The organism is Alicyclobacillus dauci, assembly GCF_026651605.1.
Lineage (GTDB): Bacteria > Bacillota > Bacilli > Alicyclobacillales > Alicyclobacillaceae > Alicyclobacillus > Alicyclobacillus dauci.
The window spans coordinates 1,417,798-1,438,020 of the sequence record NZ_CP104064.1; the positions used below are offsets into that span (position 1 = coordinate 1,417,798).

At 50.7% G+C, this 20,223-nt stretch carries 22 protein-coding genes; 13 read left to right on the forward strand and 9 right to left on the reverse strand.

Annotated elements, in window-relative coordinates:
- Positions 1-33 precede the first annotated feature (33 nt).
- Positions 34-234 (reverse strand): cold-shock protein, encoded by a 201-nt coding sequence (locus NZD86_RS06980; protein ID WP_268007201.1) that lies wholly within the window; start codon positions 232-234, stop codon positions 34-36.
- A 413-nt stretch (positions 235-647) separates the two neighbouring features.
- On the opposite strand from NZD86_RS06980, the gene NZD86_RS06985 reads away from it, so the two are divergent.
- Genes NZD86_RS06985 through ppdK form a run of 3 tightly spaced genes read left to right on the forward strand, consistent with a single transcriptional unit; the run spans position 648 to position 4,812 of the window.
- Complete coding sequence (locus NZD86_RS06985; RefSeq protein WP_268045782.1) at positions 648-1,274, forward strand: helix-turn-helix transcriptional regulator; 627 nt, start codon at positions 648-650, stop codon at positions 1,272-1,274.
- 14 nt (positions 1,275-1,288) lie between these two features.
- A complete protein-coding gene (locus NZD86_RS06990; protein ID WP_268045783.1) occupies positions 1,289-2,113 on the forward strand; it encodes a pyruvate, water dikinase regulatory protein in 825 nt (274 codons plus the stop codon).
- Positions 2,110-4,812 carry a pyruvate, phosphate dikinase gene (gene ppdK / locus NZD86_RS06995; RefSeq protein WP_268045784.1) on the forward strand — a complete coding sequence of 901 codons (2,703 nt, stop codon included), beginning with the start codon at positions 2,110-2,112 and terminating at the stop codon, positions 4,810-4,812. The genes NZD86_RS06990 and ppdK overlap by 4 nt, the downstream gene beginning before the upstream one ends.
- Before the next feature lie 122 nt (positions 4,813-4,934).
- Here the strand turns inward: ppdK and NZD86_RS07000 are convergent, their stop codons facing one another.
- The 5 genes from NZD86_RS07000 to NZD86_RS07020 all read right to left on the reverse strand — a co-directional run bounded on the left by NZD86_RS07000 (position 4,935) and on the right by NZD86_RS07020 (position 10,335).
- Positions 4,935-6,119: an ABC transporter permease gene (locus NZD86_RS07000; RefSeq protein ID WP_268045785.1), complete on the reverse strand. Its 1,185-nt coding sequence runs from the start codon at positions 6,117-6,119 to the stop codon at positions 4,935-4,937.
- Complete coding sequence (locus NZD86_RS07005) at positions 6,116-7,270, reverse strand: ABC transporter permease (protein ID WP_268045787.1); 1,155 nt, start codon at positions 7,268-7,270, stop codon at positions 6,116-6,118. Before NZD86_RS07005 ends, NZD86_RS07000 begins: the two co-directional genes overlap by 4 nt.
- Positions 7,267-8,214: an ABC transporter ATP-binding protein gene (locus tag NZD86_RS07010; protein WP_268045788.1), complete on the reverse strand. Its 948-nt coding sequence runs from the start codon at positions 8,212-8,214 to the stop codon at positions 7,267-7,269. The genes NZD86_RS07005 and NZD86_RS07010 overlap by 4 nt, the downstream gene beginning before the upstream one ends.
- Before the next feature lie 148 nt (positions 8,215-8,362).
- Positions 8,363-9,043 (reverse strand): response regulator, encoded by a 681-nt coding sequence (locus tag NZD86_RS07015; RefSeq protein ID WP_268045790.1) that lies wholly within the window; start codon positions 9,041-9,043, stop codon positions 8,363-8,365.
- Positions 9,040-10,335 (reverse strand): sensor histidine kinase, encoded by a 1,296-nt coding sequence (locus NZD86_RS07020; RefSeq protein ID WP_268045791.1) that lies wholly within the window; start codon positions 10,333-10,335, stop codon positions 9,040-9,042. The genes NZD86_RS07015 and NZD86_RS07020 overlap by 4 nt, the downstream gene beginning before the upstream one ends.
- Positions 10,336-10,532: 197 nt before the next feature.
- On the opposite strand from NZD86_RS07020, the gene NZD86_RS07025 reads away from it, so the two are divergent.
- From NZD86_RS07025 to rpoN, 3 genes are all read left to right on the forward strand, one after another.
- Complete coding sequence (locus NZD86_RS07025) at positions 10,533-11,324, forward strand: alpha/beta hydrolase family protein (protein WP_268045792.1); 792 nt, start codon at positions 10,533-10,535, stop codon at positions 11,322-11,324.
- A 50-nt stretch (positions 11,325-11,374) separates the two neighbouring features.
- Entirely contained in the window at positions 11,375-11,524 is a 150-nt protein-coding gene (locus tag NZD86_RS07030) for a hypothetical protein (RefSeq protein ID WP_268045793.1), read from the forward strand.
- Between the two features lie 154 nt (positions 11,525-11,678).
- Complete coding sequence (gene rpoN, locus NZD86_RS07035; RefSeq protein WP_268045795.1) at positions 11,679-13,013, forward strand: RNA polymerase factor sigma-54; 1,335 nt, start codon at positions 11,679-11,681, stop codon at positions 13,011-13,013.
- A 479-nt stretch (positions 13,014-13,492) separates the two neighbouring features.
- Here rpoN and NZD86_RS07040 read toward each other — a convergent pair whose 3' ends face one another.
- Genes NZD86_RS07040 through NZD86_RS07050 form a run of 3 tightly spaced genes read right to left on the reverse strand, consistent with a single transcriptional unit; the run spans position 13,493 to position 15,828 of the window.
- A complete protein-coding gene (locus tag NZD86_RS07040) occupies positions 13,493-14,494 on the reverse strand; it encodes a recombinase family protein (protein WP_268045796.1) in 1,002 nt (333 codons plus the stop codon).
- Positions 14,419-14,925, reverse strand: coding sequence for a recombinase family protein (locus tag NZD86_RS07045; protein WP_268045797.1), 507 nt, complete (start codon positions 14,923-14,925; stop codon positions 14,419-14,421). The genes NZD86_RS07040 and NZD86_RS07045 overlap by 76 nt, the downstream gene beginning before the upstream one ends.
- Before the next feature lie 3 nt (positions 14,926-14,928).
- Positions 14,929-15,828, reverse strand: a complete 900-nt coding sequence (locus NZD86_RS07050; protein WP_268045798.1) for a LexA family protein — start codon at positions 15,826-15,828, stop codon at positions 14,929-14,931.
- Between NZD86_RS07050 and NZD86_RS07055 the strand changes: the two genes are divergently transcribed.
- From NZD86_RS07055 to NZD86_RS07085, 7 genes are all read left to right on the forward strand, one after another.
- The gene (locus NZD86_RS07055; protein WP_268045799.1) at positions 15,823-15,966 is read left to right on the forward strand and encodes a hypothetical protein; all 144 of its coding nucleotides are present in this window, start codon (positions 15,823-15,825) and stop codon (positions 15,964-15,966) included. The genes NZD86_RS07050 and NZD86_RS07055 overlap by 6 nt on opposite strands.
- A 4-nt stretch (positions 15,967-15,970) precedes the next feature.
- The gene (locus NZD86_RS07060) at positions 15,971-16,606 is read left to right on the forward strand and encodes a hypothetical protein (protein ID WP_268045800.1); all 636 of its coding nucleotides are present in this window, start codon (positions 15,971-15,973) and stop codon (positions 16,604-16,606) included.
- On the forward strand, positions 16,576-16,956 hold the full coding sequence (locus tag NZD86_RS07065) for a hypothetical protein (RefSeq protein ID WP_268045801.1): 381 nt from the start codon (positions 16,576-16,578) through the stop codon (positions 16,954-16,956). Before NZD86_RS07060 ends, NZD86_RS07065 begins: the two co-directional genes overlap by 31 nt.
- Before the next feature lie 15 nt (positions 16,957-16,971).
- Positions 16,972-17,760 (forward strand): hypothetical protein, encoded by a 789-nt coding sequence (locus NZD86_RS07070; protein WP_268041874.1) that lies wholly within the window; start codon positions 16,972-16,974, stop codon positions 17,758-17,760.
- Between the two features lie 6 nt (positions 17,761-17,766).
- Positions 17,767-18,126 (forward strand): hypothetical protein, encoded by a 360-nt coding sequence (locus tag NZD86_RS07075; protein WP_268045802.1) that lies wholly within the window; start codon positions 17,767-17,769, stop codon positions 18,124-18,126.
- Positions 18,095-18,346: a hypothetical protein gene (locus NZD86_RS07080; RefSeq protein WP_268045803.1), complete on the forward strand. Its 252-nt coding sequence runs from the start codon at positions 18,095-18,097 to the stop codon at positions 18,344-18,346. The genes NZD86_RS07075 and NZD86_RS07080 overlap by 32 nt, the downstream gene beginning before the upstream one ends.
- A gap of 367 nt (positions 18,347-18,713) precedes the next feature.
- Entirely contained in the window at positions 18,714-20,006 is a 1,293-nt protein-coding gene (locus NZD86_RS07085; RefSeq protein ID WP_268045804.1) for an IS1380 family transposase, read from the forward strand.
- Positions 20,007-20,223: the final 217 nt, after the last annotated feature.

Consider the following 20,223-nt stretch of genomic DNA (forward strand, 5'->3'; position numbering starts at 1 on the left):
CCCATGTTTCACACATGGGCTTTTGCCTGCAAATTAGTATTTTACAACGTTTGCAGCCTGGGGACCTTTTGGACCTTCAACAATGTCAAAGCTCACGCGTTGGCCCTCATCAAGCGATTTGAATCCGTTACCTTGTATTGCGCTGAAGTGTACGAATACATCGTCGCCACCTTCAACCTGGATGAAGCCGAAGCCTTTTTCTGAGTTAAACCACTTAACGATACCTTCTTGCATGACCAATTCCTCCATGGTGCCAATTCAGCACAATCAATTCATTTGCATTATCACAAACAAAGCCGTTCGAGTGCCGACCCATTGAGGCCAGACCGAACGGCTCATGCATCATCGCTATGAGAAATGCAAATGGGTATTGTCTTCATATTACACCACGACATTCCATAAGTCAAACAGATATATTTTAACATTGTGATTTAGCTGAAAATTAACAGCGTCGATAGAAGGATGATCATGAATTCACAGTGTAACACGGCGTCTGCGGAATTGTTCCCCAGAAAACTTGTTATGTAGGTCCGAGTAGATAATGAAACGTATTAATTTAAAAAAGTACGTCATATACTCGTGAATTATTTTATAATAGTGTGTATAATACCGGAGAAGAGATTCATGGAGGTGACTTTTCCCTGGAATTGACGAAACGACAGTCAGAGATCCTCGATTTGGTGGAACGTCGGGGGCCGATTACGGGTGAGCAAATCGCTGACGAGCTTGGCGTCGCCAAAACAACGCTCCGGGCGGATTTATCCGTATTGACAATGACGGGTCGACTGACGGCAAGGCCGCGTGTGGGGTATACGTACAACTCGGAACACGACGTGGATTCACGCTTGTCACTCCTCCATGAATTGACTGTGGCGGATCACTTGGCGGTTTCCGTGTCGGTCAGTGAATCGTGTTCCGTTTATGACGCTGCCGTCACCATGTTCCTGGAAGACACAGGGACTTTGTTTGTAGTCAACGACGGTCGGCTTGTTGGCGTCCTGTCCCGCAAAGACCTGTTAAAAGTCACACTCGGTGGCGGGGATACAAAGGCGATGCCGGTCACACTGGCTATGACACGTGTTCCGCACATTGTGACCATAACGCCGGAAGCATCCCTGTACGATGCGGCTGTGCTGATGGTTCGCCACGAGGTTGACGCTCTGCCGGTTGTGAAGAACGACGATACCGGGACCGGCTTTGCCGTCGTTGGCAGAGTCTCTAAAACCACGATCACTCGGGCCTTCGTTGAGCTCGGTCAGAGATACACCGTGTAAAAGGAGGCCACTCGATGGGGACACGTGTACCAACTGTTTATATTGTTTCGGATTCAATCGGAGAAACGGCTGAGTTTGTTGCCCGAGCAGCAGCCAGTCAGTTTGAATCAGGTCATTTCACGATCCGCAAATACACAGGCGTGAAAGATACCGAGGTGCTTGAGCGGGTTGTGAGCAGTGCGGCGGCCGACGGCGGGTTTATCGCCTTTACGCTGGTTTTAGAGTCCCTGCGGACAAAACTGGTGTCACTCGCAAAAGAACAAGGAGTTGCCGTTGTTGACATTATGGGGCCAATGCTCCTGGCCTTCGAAGGGATGCTGAAAGAGGCCCCAGCCGGTCGCCCCGGTGTCATTCATCAGCTTGACGCGGATTATTATAGGCGCGTTGAGGCGGTTGAATTCGCTGTAAAGTATGACGACGGTCGGGACCCACGAGGTCTGGAACGAGCTGACGTCATTCTCGTGGGCGTGTCGCGAACCTCGAAGACACCACTCAGTATGTACTTAGCACACAAACAACTGAGGTCGGCAAACATACCCTTGGTACCTGAAGTCACACCGCCTGCGGCTCTCTTTGCTCAGCGCGGTAAGAGAAAGATTATCGGGTTGTCCATCCATCCCGATAAATTGACAGCTGTTCGTCAAGCAAGGCTTCAGACACTTGGCCTGGCAAGTCAAGCGAGTTATGCAAGTGAGGAGAGAATTCTGCAGGAACTTCGTTTCGCCGATGATGTCATGGTGAAACTGGGCTGTCCGGTCATCGACGTGACGGATCGAGCGGTCGAGGAGACGGCCAGTTTGATATTGGATTACTTAGCTAGTGGGGAGGATCACAGATGACGAAAAAATGGGTTTATCGTTTTGATGAGGTGTCCACACCGGACAAGATGTTGCTCGGCGGTAAAGGTGCAAATCTCGCGGACATGACGAAACATGGATTGCCCGTTCCCCCCGGATTCACGATCACGACTGAAGCCTGCCACGCATACGTCGCTGCTGGAAACACGCTGACCGCAGAAATGGAGCGGGAAATTGACGAGGCCATCAGTGCTCTGGAAGCGCGATCGGGGAAACGTTTGGGGGATGCCACCGATCCGTTGCTCGTTTCCGTCCGCAGTGGTGCACCGATATCTATGCCGGGTATGATGGACACGGTGTTGAACTTGGGGCTCAACCACGAGAGCGTGAAAGGACTTGCGCGTACGACAGACAACCCACGGTTTGCATACGACAGTTTCCGACGATTTATCCAAATGTTCAGCAATGTTGTGTTGAATATCCCCATTCATTACTTTGAGCGCATTCTCGACGATGCGAAGAATAAGCATCAATTTTCTGGAGATCAAGCGGTTACGGCGGAAGTATGGATGGACGTCATTCAGTCCTATTTAGACGTCGTTCGTCACCAAACAGGAAGGCCGTTCCCGATGGAGCCTCGCGATCAGCTGGAAATGGCCATCGGTGCGGTTTTCTCGTCGTGGAACAACCCGCGGGCAGCTGTGTATCGAAAGGTCCATCAAATCTCCGAATCCCTAGGCACTGCCGTCAATGTTCAGACGATGGTCTTCGGCAACATGGGCAACGACAGTGGTACCGGGGTCGCATTTACCCGCAATCCGTCGACGGGAGAATCTGAGTTGTTTGGGGAATATCTCATCAACGCCCAGGGCGAAGATGTCGTCGCCGGGATACGGACACCATCTGCCATCGCCACCTTGCAAACGGAAATGCCCGCCATCTACGATCAGTTCGTCTCCTTGTGCAGACAACTTGAGCTTCATTATCGAGATGTCCAGGATATCGAGTTTACCATTGAGCGGGGAAGGCTGTACCTCCTGCAAACTCGGAATGCCAAGCGAAGTGCGCAAGCGGCTGTGAAAATCGCGGTCGATCTCGCTCGTGAAGGCGTGATCGACAAGGAGACCGCGCTCTCCCGGCTGAAGCCCGAGGAGTTGGACCAACTGTTGCACCCGAGTATCGATGAACGCGTGGAACTGGAGGTCATCGCAACAGGGTTACCCGCTTCGCCCGGTGCTGCCATGGGTCAGTTGGTATTCGACGCGGACAGGGCTGAGGAACTCGCTCATTCCGGAACGCGTGTTTTGCTTGTGCGTTCTGAAACAACTCCGGAAGACATTCACGGCATTGTTGCTGCCGAGGGTGTTCTGACCAGTCGCGGCGGTATGACGAGTCACGCAGCGGTTGTGGCAAGAGGGATGGGAAAACCGTGTGTGTGCGGTTGTGATGAACTGCGGATCGATGAAGAAAAGGGACTGTGCACGGTGGGCGACACGGTTTTGCGCGAAGGAGACATGGTCTCTATTGACGGCGGTACAGGGCGCGTTATGTTAGGGGAAATTCACCTTGTTCCACCAACGATGTCGGACGCTTTCGAAACGCTCATGATTTGGGCGGACGAAGTTCGCAGCTTAGGTGTGCGTGCGAACGCGGATACGCCGGAGGATGCGGAAAAGGCGAGATCGTTTGGGGCAGAAGGCATTGGATTATGCCGGACGGAGCACATGTTTATGGCGTCGGATCGCCTGCCGGTTGTTCAGGAGATGATCTTGGCATCCACACACGAGGAGCGCCGAGACGCCTTAGAACGCCTCCTGCCCATGCAACGCGATGATTTCTACGGGATTTTGCAGGCGATGGATGGGTGCCCTGTCACCATTCGCCTACTCGATCCGCCGCTACACGAATTCCTACCGAACTTAGAGGAACTGGTTGCAAAACAAGCTGCACTCCGAACGGAATTGTCGTTGCGGGAGACAGAGGAAGTTCGGGACGCGCTGCGCGAGACCAGTGGTTTGTTGTCCAAAGTTCGGGCCTTGCATGAGATGAATCCGATGCTTGGCCATCGCGGTTGCCGACTTGGACTGACGATGCCCGAGGTATACGAGATGCAGGCGCGAGCTGTCTTCGAGGCGACGGCGCAACTGATTGAAGAAGGGTATCAACCAAAACCAGAAGTGATGATTCCACTCGTTGGGCATGTGGAAGAACTGCGACGCATGCGCGAACTCGTGGAACGGGTATGCAAAGAGGTGCAAGCGGTGCGTACACTGACGTTCCAGGTGCCTATCGGGACGATGATCGAAGTGCCGCGAGCCGCGTTGACGGCGGACGAGATCGCCCATTCGGCAGACTTTTTCTCGTTCGGAACGAACGATTTGACCCAGACAACGTTCGGCTACTCACGGGATGATGCGGAAGGTAAGTTTTTGCACACCTACGTCGAGTCAAAGGTTCTCCAGGCGAATCCATTCGCGACCATCGATGTGGATGGTGTGGGGCAACTGGTGCGGATTGCCTCGGCACGTGGCCGGGCAGAAAAACCAAAGTTGAAGCTCGGTGTTTGCGGCGAGCACGGGGGAGACAAGGCGAGCATCTCGTTCTTCCACCAGAGCGGCTTGGACTATGTCAGTTGCTCACCGTATCGTGTACCGCTGGCACGCTTGTCGGCAGCTCAAGCGGCAATTGAAGATGAGACAGACGAGAAGGGCGGAAAAGGAGCAGCAGCGCAAGTGTCTTAAGAAAAGTGTTCCGCGCGAGTCATTTTGGTAGCCCTACAATAACCCCATGGTGAATTGTCCACCATGGGGTTATTGTTTTTCTTGATTCTTTCTATGCAACAGAAAGGAACAACAACGTCAACTTACGAATACCGCAACTGCACCATCCCGATGCTAAAGAACACGACCGCGAATCCTGCAAGTACCGTGAGTGGCCATATGAGTGCTGAAAGCGTTACGCCGCTGAGAGCGGCAGTTTGAAAGGCGTCTAACGCCCATCCTTGCGGCAAGAACCAAGACATGTGCTGCATCCAATTAGGCTCCAAATCGAGGGGCCAGTACACACCTGCAATCATACTCGTAATGGAGGCAATAAAACCACCTGTTGCCATATGCTGTTCTCTCGTTTTAACGAGTCCCGAGATACAGAGTGCGAACCCTGCTATCGCAAAAATATACAGTGTTACAGTCAGTGCCATCCAACCGTTAAATGGGATATTGATTTTAAATAACAGGCGGCCTGCTAATATCATGAGTGCGTATTGAACCCACCCAATCAGTACAAATGATAACCCATATCCCGTCATGACACTTCTCTGACTGGCCGGGCTGGTCTTTAAGCGTGACCATGAACCTCGCATTTTTTCTTCTAAAATGGTGCCTGTGGATCCGAACAGCGTGAAGATGATAAACATGACAGCGAACCCGAGTACAGAGTGCTCTTGCTGAGTCAAAGCGTGGTTCTGTACCTTACCACCACTTAATGTGGACGAGGTGACCTGAACCGGGGTATGAATGGCCTTTGCCTGGTTCATCCCAGCCGTAAACGCCTGTTCCGCGGAAGCAGTACTCAAGTGTCCGTGTTGCTCGGCTTTTTGCAGTGCGATGTTCCCGGCCAGCGCCCACTCCTTGAGTTGATTCTGCAAGTCAGATGGAGCCGTGGACGAACTACTTTGGCCAACGTTAGGGGATATCGTGCTATAGATGTCCAGCGTGTGATGCGACAACGCCTGCCGTTCGAGCCCGTGGGGCAAGGTAATAATTACGTCAGCCGAGAAATTGCGAAGCTCATCGTTTGCTTCATCGGGTGAAATCACCTTAACGGCATACTTTGGGTTTTGCTTCATTTCTTGAATAAAGCCACGGGACACCACGGACTTATCTTCATCGATCACGGACACATGAAGGGGAGACCCGCCCCCGAGATTAGGCAATATACCAAAGACGAAGGAGAAAATGATGGGCATTACGAGCATCCAAATCACATTTCCGCGTTGGCGAAGCAAAGACACCATTGATCGCTTTAGAATTGCGACACATGCATTCATCCAGCAGCCCCTCCTGTCTCAATTGAGCGCCCATAGCGAAGGCTTCCTAACAATCCGCAGATAACGCCCAGGCACACGAGATACAGCACCGGAGTCAGCAGACCTGCACTGTTTATACCGATAATAGAATTGACAAGAGCGGTTAAAACTTCGCCGTTCGGTAAACCGTGCGCAATGACTTGTATACCTTTCGGCATACCGTACAATGGCCAGAAGCTGCCGCCAAGGATGCAAGCAACCTGCGATCCGATTTGACCCAGGGAATCCATGATGCGAATGTTGCTGATCCAACTTCCTAGTGCAACCGAAATTCCAGACAGTGCCAAGGAGTAAGCGACAAGAATCATGGCAGTTTGGTCGATAGGACCAAGGTGAATGTTCAAGATAAAGCGATAACACAGAAGCAAAACGGCACCATACAGGGCTAGAATGACAAAATTACTGACTAAGTGCCCACCAGCAATCGCGTATCGTGACGCGGGTGAGGCCATCATACGGCGGTACAAATCACTGCGCTTATCCCTGACCATGGCACCAGCTCGATTGATGGCGTTCGTCAGCATGAACATAACCATCATGCCAATTGCGTAATAGGCACCTGTCGTGACGGGATGTAGACTCGTGGTACGAGATTGAATATTCGCCGACTCGATAGTGGCTTTTGACCCCGGTAATTGCCCAGCTGTGTACGCTTTATCTGCGAATTCCTGTCCATACGATTGAACGATACTTTGCACGACAGAGCGTTGTACTGAATGTGCACTGGTCGATTCAACGTCTACAGTTGCTTTGTGGCCGGATTCAATTTGCTGTGTGTAATTCCGACCAATCCAAACCACTACGTTCGCCTTGTCCGTTGTTGTGTCGGCCCGAGCCCCTGCGAGTGAGTCTTCTACATGGACCGTCATCTGTCCCGACTGTGATCTAAGAACACGAACTAGTCCTGTACCGAGTGACCCTGAATCTTCGTTGTAAACAGCAACCGGGAATGATGGAATTCTCGGATTGCTCCCGAAGACATTTCCTAAGGCGAAGCTCAGGACGGCGGTGATGAGTACTGGGATAGCCAACAACATGATGAGCGCCTTTCTATCGCGCAAGAGCGTCAGCAGATTCGCTTGAGCCATCTTAAGCATTAATTGACCTGTCATACGGCACCTTCCCCTCCATCACGCAGTTGGCGTCCAGTTAAATGAAGAAATGCCGCTTCGAGGTTGGGCTCTTCAACGTTAATGTTTGCAGGCTGCAAACCGTGCTGGCTCATGGCGAGAACAACTTTGCTAACCGCTGCTGCCGCGTTTGTACTTTGAAGAACCAAAGCACCATCTCTATTTTGCAAATTTTTCAGCGACAAGTCCTGTTGCAACTCTTTGAGGATGCTATCCAAGTCCCCCTGAGCCTCTATCGTAATGGTTGCAAGCGTACCGGCTAACTGTCGGACGTCATTCAAACTTCCGTAGGCGATGACTTGACCGTGGTCCATAATGGCTAGCCGTTCGCAGAGAAATTGAACTTCTTCCATGTAGTGACTGGTGTATATAACCGTGATGCCCTGCTTGTTCAAATCCTTCACTGTTTGCAGGATGTGGTTGCGCGACTGTGGATCGATCCCGACCGTCGGTTCGTCCATAATGAGAACTTCCGGTCGATGAATCATGCCGACAGCGATATTCAATCTGCGCTGCATACCACCTGAGTACTTCTTGACGAGTTGCTTCGTGTTGTCTTCCAGGCCAGCGACCCGTAGACACCAGTTTACGTTGTCCTTCAGTTTCGATCCGGTGATGCCGTAAACAGTCCCCCAGAACTCAAGGTTTTCACGCGCCGTGAGCGTGTCGTACAGTGCGATGGTTTGCGGGACGAGGCCGATTCGTTGCTTTAAAAACTTAGGATGTTTCCGCATCGTCTTCCCATGCATCGTCACTTCGCCTTCATCCGGTGAAAGCAGACCCGTGACCATGGAAATGGTCGTCGATTTCCCAGCGCCATTTGGCCCGAGTAACCCAAAAGAGTCCCCTTGATTTACTTGGAAACTGACATTTTTCACAGCATACTTGTCAGAAAATCGCTTTGATAAGTGACTTACTTCCAACATTGATGTGCCTCCTCATTGCGGTGTTTCTTAGGTTCATCTTACCGTTGATAGGAAGTACGAACATGTGCAAAAGGATAGAAAAAAGAGGCGACGTCGACGTCGCCTCTTGGATGAGTCTATGCCAAAAGTCATTGACCGCTGTAATTTGTCACGATAGGTCAGGCTTCGAGAGCTGTCCATAGCCATGTCGAACAGCATACAGTGCGGCTTGTGTCCTATCCCGCAATTCTAGCTTCGAAATGAGATTACTCACGTGATTTTTCACCGTACCTTCAGTCAGATGCAAATACGATCCGATTTCGCGATTAGACATCCCTCGTGCTAAGCAGTCGAGGACGTCTGTTTCTCGATCCGTTAGTCCAGCGACACACCGTGGCTCAATAGCGGGGGCGGCAGCTTCAACTGGACGTTCGTGTTGGTTGACAGCATTGAGAAACGTTTTAGCGATATTTGGGGGTAGGACAGCCCCGCCGCGAGCTGCCACTCGAATCGCATCGGCAATCTCTTCCGCGGGCATATCTTTGAGGAGATAACCCACTGCCCCAGCCGACAACGCGCCGACCACATCAGTCTGCTCCTCGAATGTGGTCAACATCAGAATCTGAATGTCTGGGTACTTCGATAAAATGTTTCGGGTTGTCGTGACGCCGTCCTGGTTGGGCATGCGGATATCCATCAAAATCACATCTGGGTGGTTGGCTGCCATGTGTTCGGCCTCGATTCCGTCGCTAGCCACCCCCACCACGTGGATATCTTTTTCCAACCCGAGCAGCGTTCGCACCCCTTCTCGCATAAGCCTCTGGTCATCCACAATGAGGACGCGAATCATTCGAATGCTCCTTCCCATACGGGTAACTGTGCCGTAAGTCGAAACCCAAATCCGGGCTCGGAGGCAATGTTCAATTCTCCGCCGTATTGCCGCAGGCGATTTTGCATCGAAGACAGACCGAATCCAAGCACTAACTCGGCTGTACCTTTCCCGTTGTCTTCTACCTCGAGTTCAACGAAGCCCCCGTTTCTCCGGAGTTTCAAGGTGACCCTAGTGGCCCGTCCATGACGCTGTGCATTCGTCAGCGCTTCTTGAATGATGCGATAAAGCACAGCCATGACTTGGGCGGGTAGTTGGCCGAGGCGCGAATCAGTCTCAAAAAACGTTTCCATGCCCGTCAGTTGGGTGAATTGCAGCACAAGACGTCGAAGTGCAGTAATCCCCTCGTCCGCCGAAGTCCGTCGAATGGCTCGCACTGACGTCCTCACTTCATCTAAGGCTTCACGTGCCAATGCCTCGCAGACAACAAGGTTCTCCCGGGTGGTTTCCACGTCGGCGTCCTGTGTCCAAATCCGTCTTGCAGCTTGCAACTGTACAAGTAATGCGGTCAATCTGTGGGCGACCGTATCGTGAATTTCACCAGCGATCCGGTTGCGCTCTTCCGCAGTGGCAAGATGATAGACCTTGTCTGCGTATTCATTCATCTGCGCGTTCATCATACGCAGTCTGTCAGCTTGTTCGCGGACCCTTGCCGTTGTAAGAAGCGATGTCTCTCGCTCATGATGCTGTACTTGAAGTAAGAAAGCGAACGCGATCGCGATGAGAATGATCACAGCGTATAAGGCCACAATGAGCCGCAGCGAGAGACTGTCTACGGCCGGGAGGAGAGGTCTCTGGTGCGGAGCGTTGATATCAACGTTGACCATCCAGACAAGCTCCATGAGTGGCACGAAACTTAAAAACCATTGCCACCCATCCCGATTGTACAGTGATGTGTATGTGATAAGACTAGGTAATACAATGAGGGCCGCCGGTCCAATGGGTTGCCAGACTAGCAAACAGCCACTCAGAATGGTCACGAGGACACACTCCACAAGGAGACTGACACGTTGGACTTGCTTCCATAACACATCATCTCGCCAAATTAAAAGAATGATGTTAATTCCAACGATTGTCCCGGTTCCTATGGCAACAATGGCTCGTTGCCACAGAAATTGAGGAACGTTCATGTAATATACGACAACTAGAATTTGACAAAATAACCGCAGCGTTAGCCACAGCCCACGGGAGCCCCCAGGGGCAGTGTGTGGCGTTGCGGGGTGAACGGCATTCAGTTTCATCGATTGATCCATTTTTGGCTCTCCGGTGTGAAAACGTCGACATCCGCTCAGGCGTTGTACTGGAATCTTGAGCTCATCGCCATGGTAGAGCGTGTCACTTACTTCAATCTTATCAATAAAGTGCAGCAATGGAAGAGCTGGATAAGGCCCGATTATGGTACAACCACGGTGTTGAGTAAATCAGAAAGGGTGTGGGGTGGCCAGTGGCCATGCACGTATCAAGGCACGTATATGGGGACCAAACATTTCAATTTGCTGACTTACGGGTACCTGACGGGGAAGGTCCCTACCCCGCCATCATTCTCATCCATGGTGGCTTTTGGCGGTCGAGGTACTCACTTGATTTGATGAACGACATGGCCGTGGATCTGACTCGCCGAGGTTACGTTACGTGGAATATTGAATACCGTCGTGTGGGTCACAAAGGGGGCGGTTGGCCAGGCACGGTACAAGATGTCGCAGCCGCAATCGATCATCTAGACACTTTAGCCGGACAGGTGGAGATCGACCTTGGAAGACTGGGTGTTGTCGGGCACTCAGCAGGTGGGCATCTTGCACTATGGCAAGCTGCCCGTGCAAAACGGTCATTTGGAGCGGAAGAGGGCCTCGGGATAAAGAAACCCCTCGTTCAACCGACAAGCATTGTTTCGTTGGCGGGCGTGTCCGATCTACGTCATATGCATCAAGTGCGACGTAATGACAGCCCTGTCCAAGCGTTTATGGGAGGAACACCGGACGAGTTACCCGGTGAGTATCTTCTGGCCTCTCCGATTGAGTTGCTGCCGCTTGGTGTGCCGCAACTGCTCGTCCACGGAACCGAGGATGAAAATGTTCCGTACGAACAGAGCGTGTCGTACGTTGAAGCTGCCGAGCGCGCGGGAGATTCTGTGGACCTTCTCACGCTCGAGGGCACAGACCATTTCGCCGTGATCGACCCTACCTCGGATGTTTGGGCTTTGATTGTCGAGCATGTGATGAAGTTGGTTCCGCTATCGCGATGATGCGTTGCGTTAGGGGGTAACGGTTGTGACCAAAAAATATACGGGCTTAGTTGAATCAGTTGAATCAGTTGAATTCAACCACATATCTCATCCTCGGTATAAAGGGAAACGTTAAGATGGCGACGAATCTCGAAGAGGTCTGGACGTTTGCCTCACAACTAATACACGGTGAGATCGACGTTCTCGACCCCTCGTTTTAACCAGTCAATGGGACAAGTGTTGGTGTTTGGATGAGCATGCTTCTGCATACGCATGGGGAAGACGTTTCGCGGATTACAGGATTGGTTGACGTCGGGGAAGGTGGTCCCGTTTCTCTAAATGGGGTACAGGTTTTTAACTATGGGGGCGATTGGCATGGACATGGCGTTTAACCTTCGTCAAGAACAGAGTCATAAGCTCCTGTTGACGATGGAGATGAAACAAGGGCTCGATATTCTTCAGTACAGCCTTGATGAGCTTGACCGATATCTTGAAGAGAAACTGGCCGATAATCCCGTCGCAGAATACAGATCTCCCTATGATCACTATGTTATCCCTTGGCCCTCACTGCCGGGCACGTTTCGTCGTACCCACGCGGATGGTGACGACTCCTGGTCTCTGGAGGAACGGATCCGGGCTGAGGAGTCAATTGAAGAATTGATTGTTGCCCAGCTGCGGCTCATGGATGCGCCAAATCAAGTCATTGAGTTGGCATGCCGACTGGTGGGTTTCTTGGATGAGATGGGCTACTTGCGTGAACCAATGGCTGAACTGACGAAAGAGTTGAATATGTCAGTTGAAGCCATTGAGGAGGCAATAAATTTGCTTCAGCGAGTCGATCCGCCCGGCATCGGAGCACGCAACATCAAAGAATGTCTTCATCTTCAAGTGGGACGAATCAAAGAACCGTTGCGCCAAATTGTGTCAATCCTCGTGGAGGAACACTTGGACGATCTCGCAGCAGGGCGTCACAAGTCTATTCAAAGAGCGCTTCGTGTCTCCGGCGAGGCATTACAACGAGCGGTAGAAGCGTTGCGAACATTAAATCCGCGACCCGCCTCTCTTTTAGGCGGTTACCGACCGTCATATATCATACCTGATGTAACAGTCGAAAAAGTTGGAAGCCAATTGGTTGTATTAGCGAACCGTTTGGCAAGCCCGAGAATTGAGCTCAACGACGATGTATGGAAGCAGAGCGGGTCCAAAGAGACGCCGCCTGATGTCCGCGCCTACGTGGATTCTCACCGGAAGGAAGCTCTAGGGCTTGCCAAGGCGCTCCGAAATCGTTCAACGACCGTCGTACGAGTCGCGGACGCCATCCTCCACGCACAAGCGCCCTTTTTTGAACGTGGGCGCGGTGCGCTTCTCCCTTTAACGCTACGTGATATTGCCGTTGCTACGGGGTTTCATGAGTCGACGGTTAGTAGGACTGTCCGAGGCAAGTACATGCAGACACCACACGGGGTATTTGAGCTAAGCTATTTTTTTACATCCAGAATTCCCAGCAGTGGTGGCCTCACAAGTGCCGAAGCTGTGAAGGAAGCTTTGCGGCAATTGATAGCGACGGAAGATCCACGAACACCTTTAAGTGATGATGCCCTGGCAACGTTACTGGTCAATCGAGGAATAGAGGTATCGCGTCGGACCATTGCTAAATACCGGGACGAAATGGGGATATTGTCCTCTGTCAAACGCCGTCGATTCGGATAACCTCAGGTAATCACGCATAGGAGTAGCACCAACTGCAGGGACCGCCCATACGATGCTACACGAAATCACATTGTTTTCGTGGAAAAGAGGCGGATGGCATGCTGACTCCTGCTCATTGGGTGTACTTGATTGTCGTGATCCTTGTCATCATCGGAATGGCCATGCGTCGTGGCGTCATTCCACTGTGTATCATAGGCACGGTTGTCATGGGCTGGGTATATTCGCATCAGTTCCTGGCTGGGTTGCAAGCGCTGTACAACGCCAATGTGGCGTCTGCAACGACGCTCCTTGGGATTATCCTGATCATCGGCATTATGATCGCATTGCTCCGGCTACTTGAGAGCATTGGGGCAGGTCAACTGTTCCTCCGTCCAGTTCGAAATTTGTTCCGAGGACCTGGATCCGCCTTTTGGGGCACAGGTCTGGTGAAAGGGATCATTGCTGCATTCGTGTGGCCCACTCCGTCAACCATGATGGTGTCAAAAAACCATACGAAGGTCTACACGAACCGAACCATCTTCATTCACCCATGCGGTTTCGACCATGGAACGAATGAGTTCCTTACGCTCTTGGTCATTGGCCGCATCCCACGTCTTACGAACGTCTCTCAAGTCATCCAGACTTATTGGCTGGGGGGCGTTCGTCTCTTCCTGTTTGAGCGACCGTAATTGTTCTTCCTCTTGGTTTATCTCGTTGAGACGATCACGTAAGTCCTCTCCAGAGATAAATTCCTTATCGAATGCGTCCATCCATTTTTTACGCCGTTGTTTCAACTGGAACAAAGCGGCTTCAATATTAATCCGTTCCGACTGTGTGTCTTTGGGTTCGGGCTCCATTTTTGCGCGTTGGATCATCTCATGAGCAATGCGTTCAATCTCACTGATGACAGCCGGTTCAATAACATCTCGCTTCCACATCTTCATCGTACAGACGCGCTTGTGCCGTCTCGCATTGCATAGGTAGCCAAAGTATGGATTGATGCGACCGTTCTTTCCGGCTGGTACAGTATGCCCAATCATCGGTCCACCACAGTTACCACATCGGAGCACACCAACGAGCGGGTAAGAACCGGTTCCACTGCGTCCGCCAATGATACGACGTTGTTCCATAAGCATTTGAGCACGTCTCCACTGGAACTCGTCAATGATTGGTTCGTGATCACTTTTTGCCATGACCGTTTCTTGGTTCTTATATTTCTTGTTTCCTGTATTTCCGTATCGAACATAGCCGCAATACACTGGATTTTTAATGCATGCATTGACGACTTTTTGTGACCATTCATCAGACCCACGTGGCCTCGGCATATTGTTCGAAGGGTCATTCAAAAACTTAACTAGGCGCGATACGCCATCACCAGCGAAGTAACGGTCAAACATCGTTCGGATGACCTTTGCTTCAATTGGGTTTATGTACAATCTGCCGTCTTTGAGGTCATATCCATATGGTGGCGTGTGCCCGAAGTAACGACCTTGGCGAACCATTTCAGCTTGTCCAAACCGCGTCCGTTCTCCAAGGTCTCCCGTTCCCACTGAGCAAGTGCGGCGACGATTGTAATGAACAGCCGACCCATAGCGGTAGTTGTGTCGTATACTTCTGTCGCGCTCTTGAAACTGACGTTGTACTCCTCGAAGACTTGAAGTAGCTCGTGCAAGTCGATCACGCTACGGGTCAAACGGTCGAGGCGGTACACGAGAACAACATCGATCTTTCGTTCTCGAATATCATCCAACATCCGTTGTAACTGTGGTCGATGGGTGTTCTTTGCGGAAATACCTTCATCGGTGTAAACATCAGCAATGGTCCACCCTTGCGACTCACAATAAGCGCGCAGTCTATGTAACTGCGCGTCAAGGGAGAAACCTTCTTCAACTTGGATGTCAGAACTTACTCGTGTATAGATAGCTGTTCTCATTGCTTACACATCCCAAACAACTTGTGTAACTTGGCCTTGGATTCGCGCTTCAGACACGGGAACAATCCGAGGTGGGTAATTAGGGTTAGACGATTGTAGTATCAAAGTATCATCTTGGTAAAAGACACGTTTAAGCGTAGCTTCGTCCCCATTTAATAGTACCACAGCAATTTTCCCATCCTCGACCCAATCTTGACGCCTGACGAGAACTCTATCACCTTCTTGGATTCGATCACCGATCATGCTGTCGCCTTTTACTTGTAGATAAAAATACTCTCCGTCTGCCACTTCTGACTTCGCCACCGGTTTGTAGTCAATTACTTGTTGCTCCGCGTAGAGGTCGTAACCGGCCTTAATTGAACCAAGAACAGGTATATTGACAACAGATGTCATGTGTTGAGTATCTTCGGTCTTCATCTTTGAAAGAAATTCGGCGATTTTTGATGTGCTCCGCTCTTTGGCTTTATTCCACTGGTCGCGAACTTCTAAATCGTCGTTATTTGGTGTTGAATAAGAATCTATGTAGTTGATATTGAAGTCAACAGTTCCATGCCTTTTCTCAAGTTCTTGGGCCATCCTCTGTAGCATTTCGCTTTCTAAATTCTCTCGTTCTTTATCTTCATCTTCTTCGGTTGCTTTACTTAAACGAATTCGAGTCTGGGCAAGAAACAACATACTGTCTATGGCATATCCTGCATCGCCTCGTTGCCCTATCATAAAACGCGGCAAAGGATTCATGACAGTGTGAGCTATTTTGAACTTTTCGTCCCAGGGAAGTTTGTCAATGCGGTCATAGAACGCATCCTTTGGATTTGAAAAGACGATTCCCTCTTGCAACCCATAAGACTTTACAACTTCGTCTAAGAGTTGCTTGCTGACACGCTGTACCGTTTGACCTTGCAAACGTCTACCGCGCTCCAACTTATCCCGAACCCCGACCGTATCGTCATTGATGGCCGCAACTTTCAAGTCAGTGACATCAACGTGACTGTCGCGCCTGGACTGCAAATCGTACAGGTGAAGACGGACAACAGGACGTGATGTGATGGCGGTAGAGACGTTACTCAGTTTCAATGGTTCCGGGGCATTCGATGAATTTAACAAGCGAATGCAGCAAGTTATCAATGACCTGTGTCAAACCGTCCTGGACAACGCTAGGGCCAATGTAGGCGGTGCATATCCCGAGGTCGAGGCATCGCTTCATGCAGGGCTGTCAGCGTTGGCACAGCAGGGCATGATCGACGGTGAGATTGGCGCGGATGCATGGCAAAGTTTCATGGCTGAATGGGGTAGCGGGTCACTAATGGATAGGCTTAATCCGGGGCTTGTCGACTACATGAACTCGGAACTATGGAACCAACTTCGTGAAGCCAACGGAGACGCCATCACAGGCCGCGCTAAGGGTCCATACATCGGATTAGATGGGATGGTCCATAACGCGCACACAGGCGTCTTAGCGGGGCGAAATCTGGAGCAGTTGCGAGACTTCCCGTGGTTTCGTGACTGGATGGCGAAGGTTGGGCTGCCAGATGATGCGTTCACGCCAAAGGTTCCGCTTCATTTCATGCGCGATGCGCTTGAGTCAAATGAGGTAGGAGTCAGTCCCTTGAAGTTAAGGAACGTCGCATCATTCGCAAGCAGTTTCCACACTTGGTCGAGCAATGCTGCAGAGCCCACATAGAGGCCCCCTTTACACCAGGCACGGATAAAGTCGCCTACATCGTGAAAGAAGAGGAAACGGACGGCATTGTGGATTCGACGACCATTCCGATTGTGCTGTTGTACATTCGCTCGGGTAAACCAGACGTGCGAACGCCTACGGTGTACATCGGCAAGGTAGTGATCGACTGTTTTGCATCGAGTGGGAACACAGCGCGTCAGATGGTCGAACGAACGCAAGCACTCATGCAGAACTGGGAACCTCCCGGATTCTTCGTGAGTCGGTCGGCTTACGACACGTCATTCAAAACTGGCATTACTGGCGTGAAGGGACATCGAATCTACTACGATGTCTCTTATTTTGTTGGATAAGAGGAGGTATTTTTAGTGGCGCTTATCATTCCGAATATCGGATACTCCGCAGCACTTGACCCGGTATCTGGCGGGTTACTCGCGGTCTTTACGAAGATGGATAGCATCTCGATGGACGTTGACGGTACATTGACGCCTGTTTATGGCGGTGCTGGAGCATACCCAATCGTCAACATCATGGCTGACCGTAAGCCAATGGTTAGTTTGAGCGGTTCTGAGACGTCTTTGCAGGCTTCCAGTATGCTCGGTGCAAACGTCACAACGGCCTCGGCGTCTACCAAGGTTCAAGTACCGCGTATCGAGGAATTGACCATCGGCGCAGATGGCACGGTCAACCTGCCTAATGGCGACACAATATCAGCAACCACCACCACGATTGGTGTGGTGGGTGCGCTTGATAACAAGGCATTCACGAGTGTTGCATCTGCACCGACGACAGGCGAGTATGTTACGCCGGTTGCAGGAGATGCAAAGGTTACGTTTAGCACCGATGATGCCGGGAAAGCAGTCGTTATCTACTACACGATTGACACCTCAACAGGTGGTCAAGTGGATTATCAACCGTCGGCAGTTGGCAAGGTCGTGAAGTTCGTTGCATCTGCTAAGGTTGTCAATACAGAGGATCCGTCACAGGCACTTGTACCGATTACATTTGTGGTCAACTCGTGTCAGTTCCTTGGCAAGTGGACGCTATCGCAGGAGCGCCAGAAAGCATCTGCACCGAAACTTGACCTGCAAATTCTTGACCCAGGCGGCGGTAAAGCAGCGGTATCAATTATCACAACGGCCAAGTTCGCGGGGTGATGATTGATGGGTAAGGATGCACCGATCAAAGATGCTTTGGGGCTTGGCGAACGGTTATCTCTAGGCGGGGCGCATGTTGATTGCGTCCCTGCCACGCTCGCTGACTTGGACGACGCCATGAAGCACTGGCATACATGGGCACAGAAAGCAGGCAGTGTACAGATGGCCTATCTGCCTGGTAACGAAGAGGCCAAAGAGGCATTCGAAGAACTTCTGTACATTGCGTGTGGAAGAAAGATCGAGAAGGACGAACTCCGGGCGAAGGTAAATGTCGCTGACGGCGCCAAGGAGGTAGTCGCATTCATCGAACGATTTCTTGGCTTTAAGCCGAGAGATGCCGCCGGAACCGAAAGAACCCAAGGGTAATGAGTCGGGCAAGAAGGTAGCTCTGAAGGACGCCATATCGAAACTCGTCATCCGCGGGGTGTCATACTCCGAGATTCGGAAGATGACGCAATACCAGTTGTATAGCGCGTTCTATGCGTTGACTGACGAGGATAGGTTCAGAATGAGTTTGGCTGGGTTCAAGGTTGAGGACGGAGATAAGGAAGCCACGTTGCAGGATCTGCTTGGATTTGGCGGGTAGGGGTCATTGCCCCTATGCCGGATATGCGAATGAATGTCGCCTATGCGTCATATGGGTAATCACATTTTGTGATAATTGTGAAAGACGAGTATAGACAAAGGTAAAATGTAGTAAAGTTAGGGTATGAATGATGGGAGGGTAAACCGTGGCAACAGTATCCGAACTATATAATCCTGAAATATTCATAGCGTGATCGCGAAGGGACTGTAAACGCAAGCGGCACAAGTCTATAGGAGGGATTTGTCGATTCACTTAAAAGGTGACGTGAGCACATAGGAAAAGAGCCCAACCTTTGGTAGTGTTAAGGTGTCGAAGCCAAACACAACAAAGGAGTGCTCTTCTATTGAAAAGCCTACAAGAGAATGTCATGAACTTCAACCCTCGGATGAAGGTGAATTTTGACGGCGGTGACTTGACCTCGGATGCTGGACTACTCCTATACAAAGAATTTGATCACAAATTGGGTCTATTCGAGGCTGTGGAAGACCTACTTGTAGTTCATGATTCGGTCTTACATCGTGATCATCCGAACAGTGACGTGGTTCTTCAGAAACTGTATCAGCATATAGCTGGCTACCATACTGACGACCACGCAGATGATCTAGCCGTTGAGCCGTTGCTCAATGCGCTGTTGGGAAAAGAACGCTTGGCCTCACAACCCACGCTGTCTCGTTTTAACGATAAGGCGGATATGGAGACTGTAAAATCTCTGGAACATGTGAATGAAACGCTGCAGCGCCGCGTGTATGCTATAAAGCCCCAGAATCAATTCGTCTTTGATATGGATTCATCCGGCTTTGCTGCTTACGGAAAACAGCATGGCGCGAATTTCAATTACCACTATCAGCAACATGGATTTCATCCGTTGTTTTGTTTCGACGGATTGATAGGTGATTGCCTGCGGTCCGAGCTCCGTGCGGGGAACGTGTTCACTTCCCGTCAAGTCGTCCGGTTTGTCGGACCCGTTCTGAAACGGTACGAGACATGGTCACCGAACTCGCTCATTGTCATTCGTGGCGACAGTGGATTTGCCGTTCCAGGACTGTTTGAGTTGGCAGAGACTAATAGCCATAAATATGCAATACGCTTGAAATCAAACGCCCGTCTACAGTCTATTGCGCAGGTCATGGCGGATCCACTGCTAAACCCTGAAAGGTTACATGAACGACAAGTTCATTACAAGGAATTCATGTATCAAGCATCCAGTTGGGAACATGCCCGCCGAGTGGTCGTTAAGATGGAGCGTCCAGCAGGAGAACTCTTGTTTCAATTCACATTTATCGTGACCAATATGACGCTGCAGCCCAAAAACGTCATTCGCTTTTACTGTCAGCGCGGTCACATGGAGAATTTCATCAAAGAAGCTAAGAATGGATTTGCTTGTGACAAAATGAGCAGTACGGCCTTTGAATCGAATGCCGTAAAACTCCAGATAGCGATGCTCGCATACAACTTCAACAACTGGTTTCGTCGGCTCTGCTTACCGGAAAAGATGAAGCCAGGTCGGTTGGAAACACTACGAACCAAACTGATTAAAATCGCAGGCAAGCTTGTGTATTCTGGACGATACTGGACATGGAAATTATGCAGTTCGTGTGTGTATCGAAGGGAATTCATTCAAACGCTTCAAAATGTGGCCCGAATGCCACGCTTCGGTTAAGCTAATCATCACCCGAAGCGCAATTTGAAAAGTGATTAAGAGAGAGCACGGGATACCTGCGACTTCAGCGACAACCATATATATCCACTAGCCGACACGCATGAAGTCATAATGATGAAATTGTATGTTCAAGCCTGAAAAACTCAAAATCCGTCCGGCTTCAACTACTTTTATCCTATATTTGTCCATTTGTTACAATCGGTTTGCTCCGCTATGA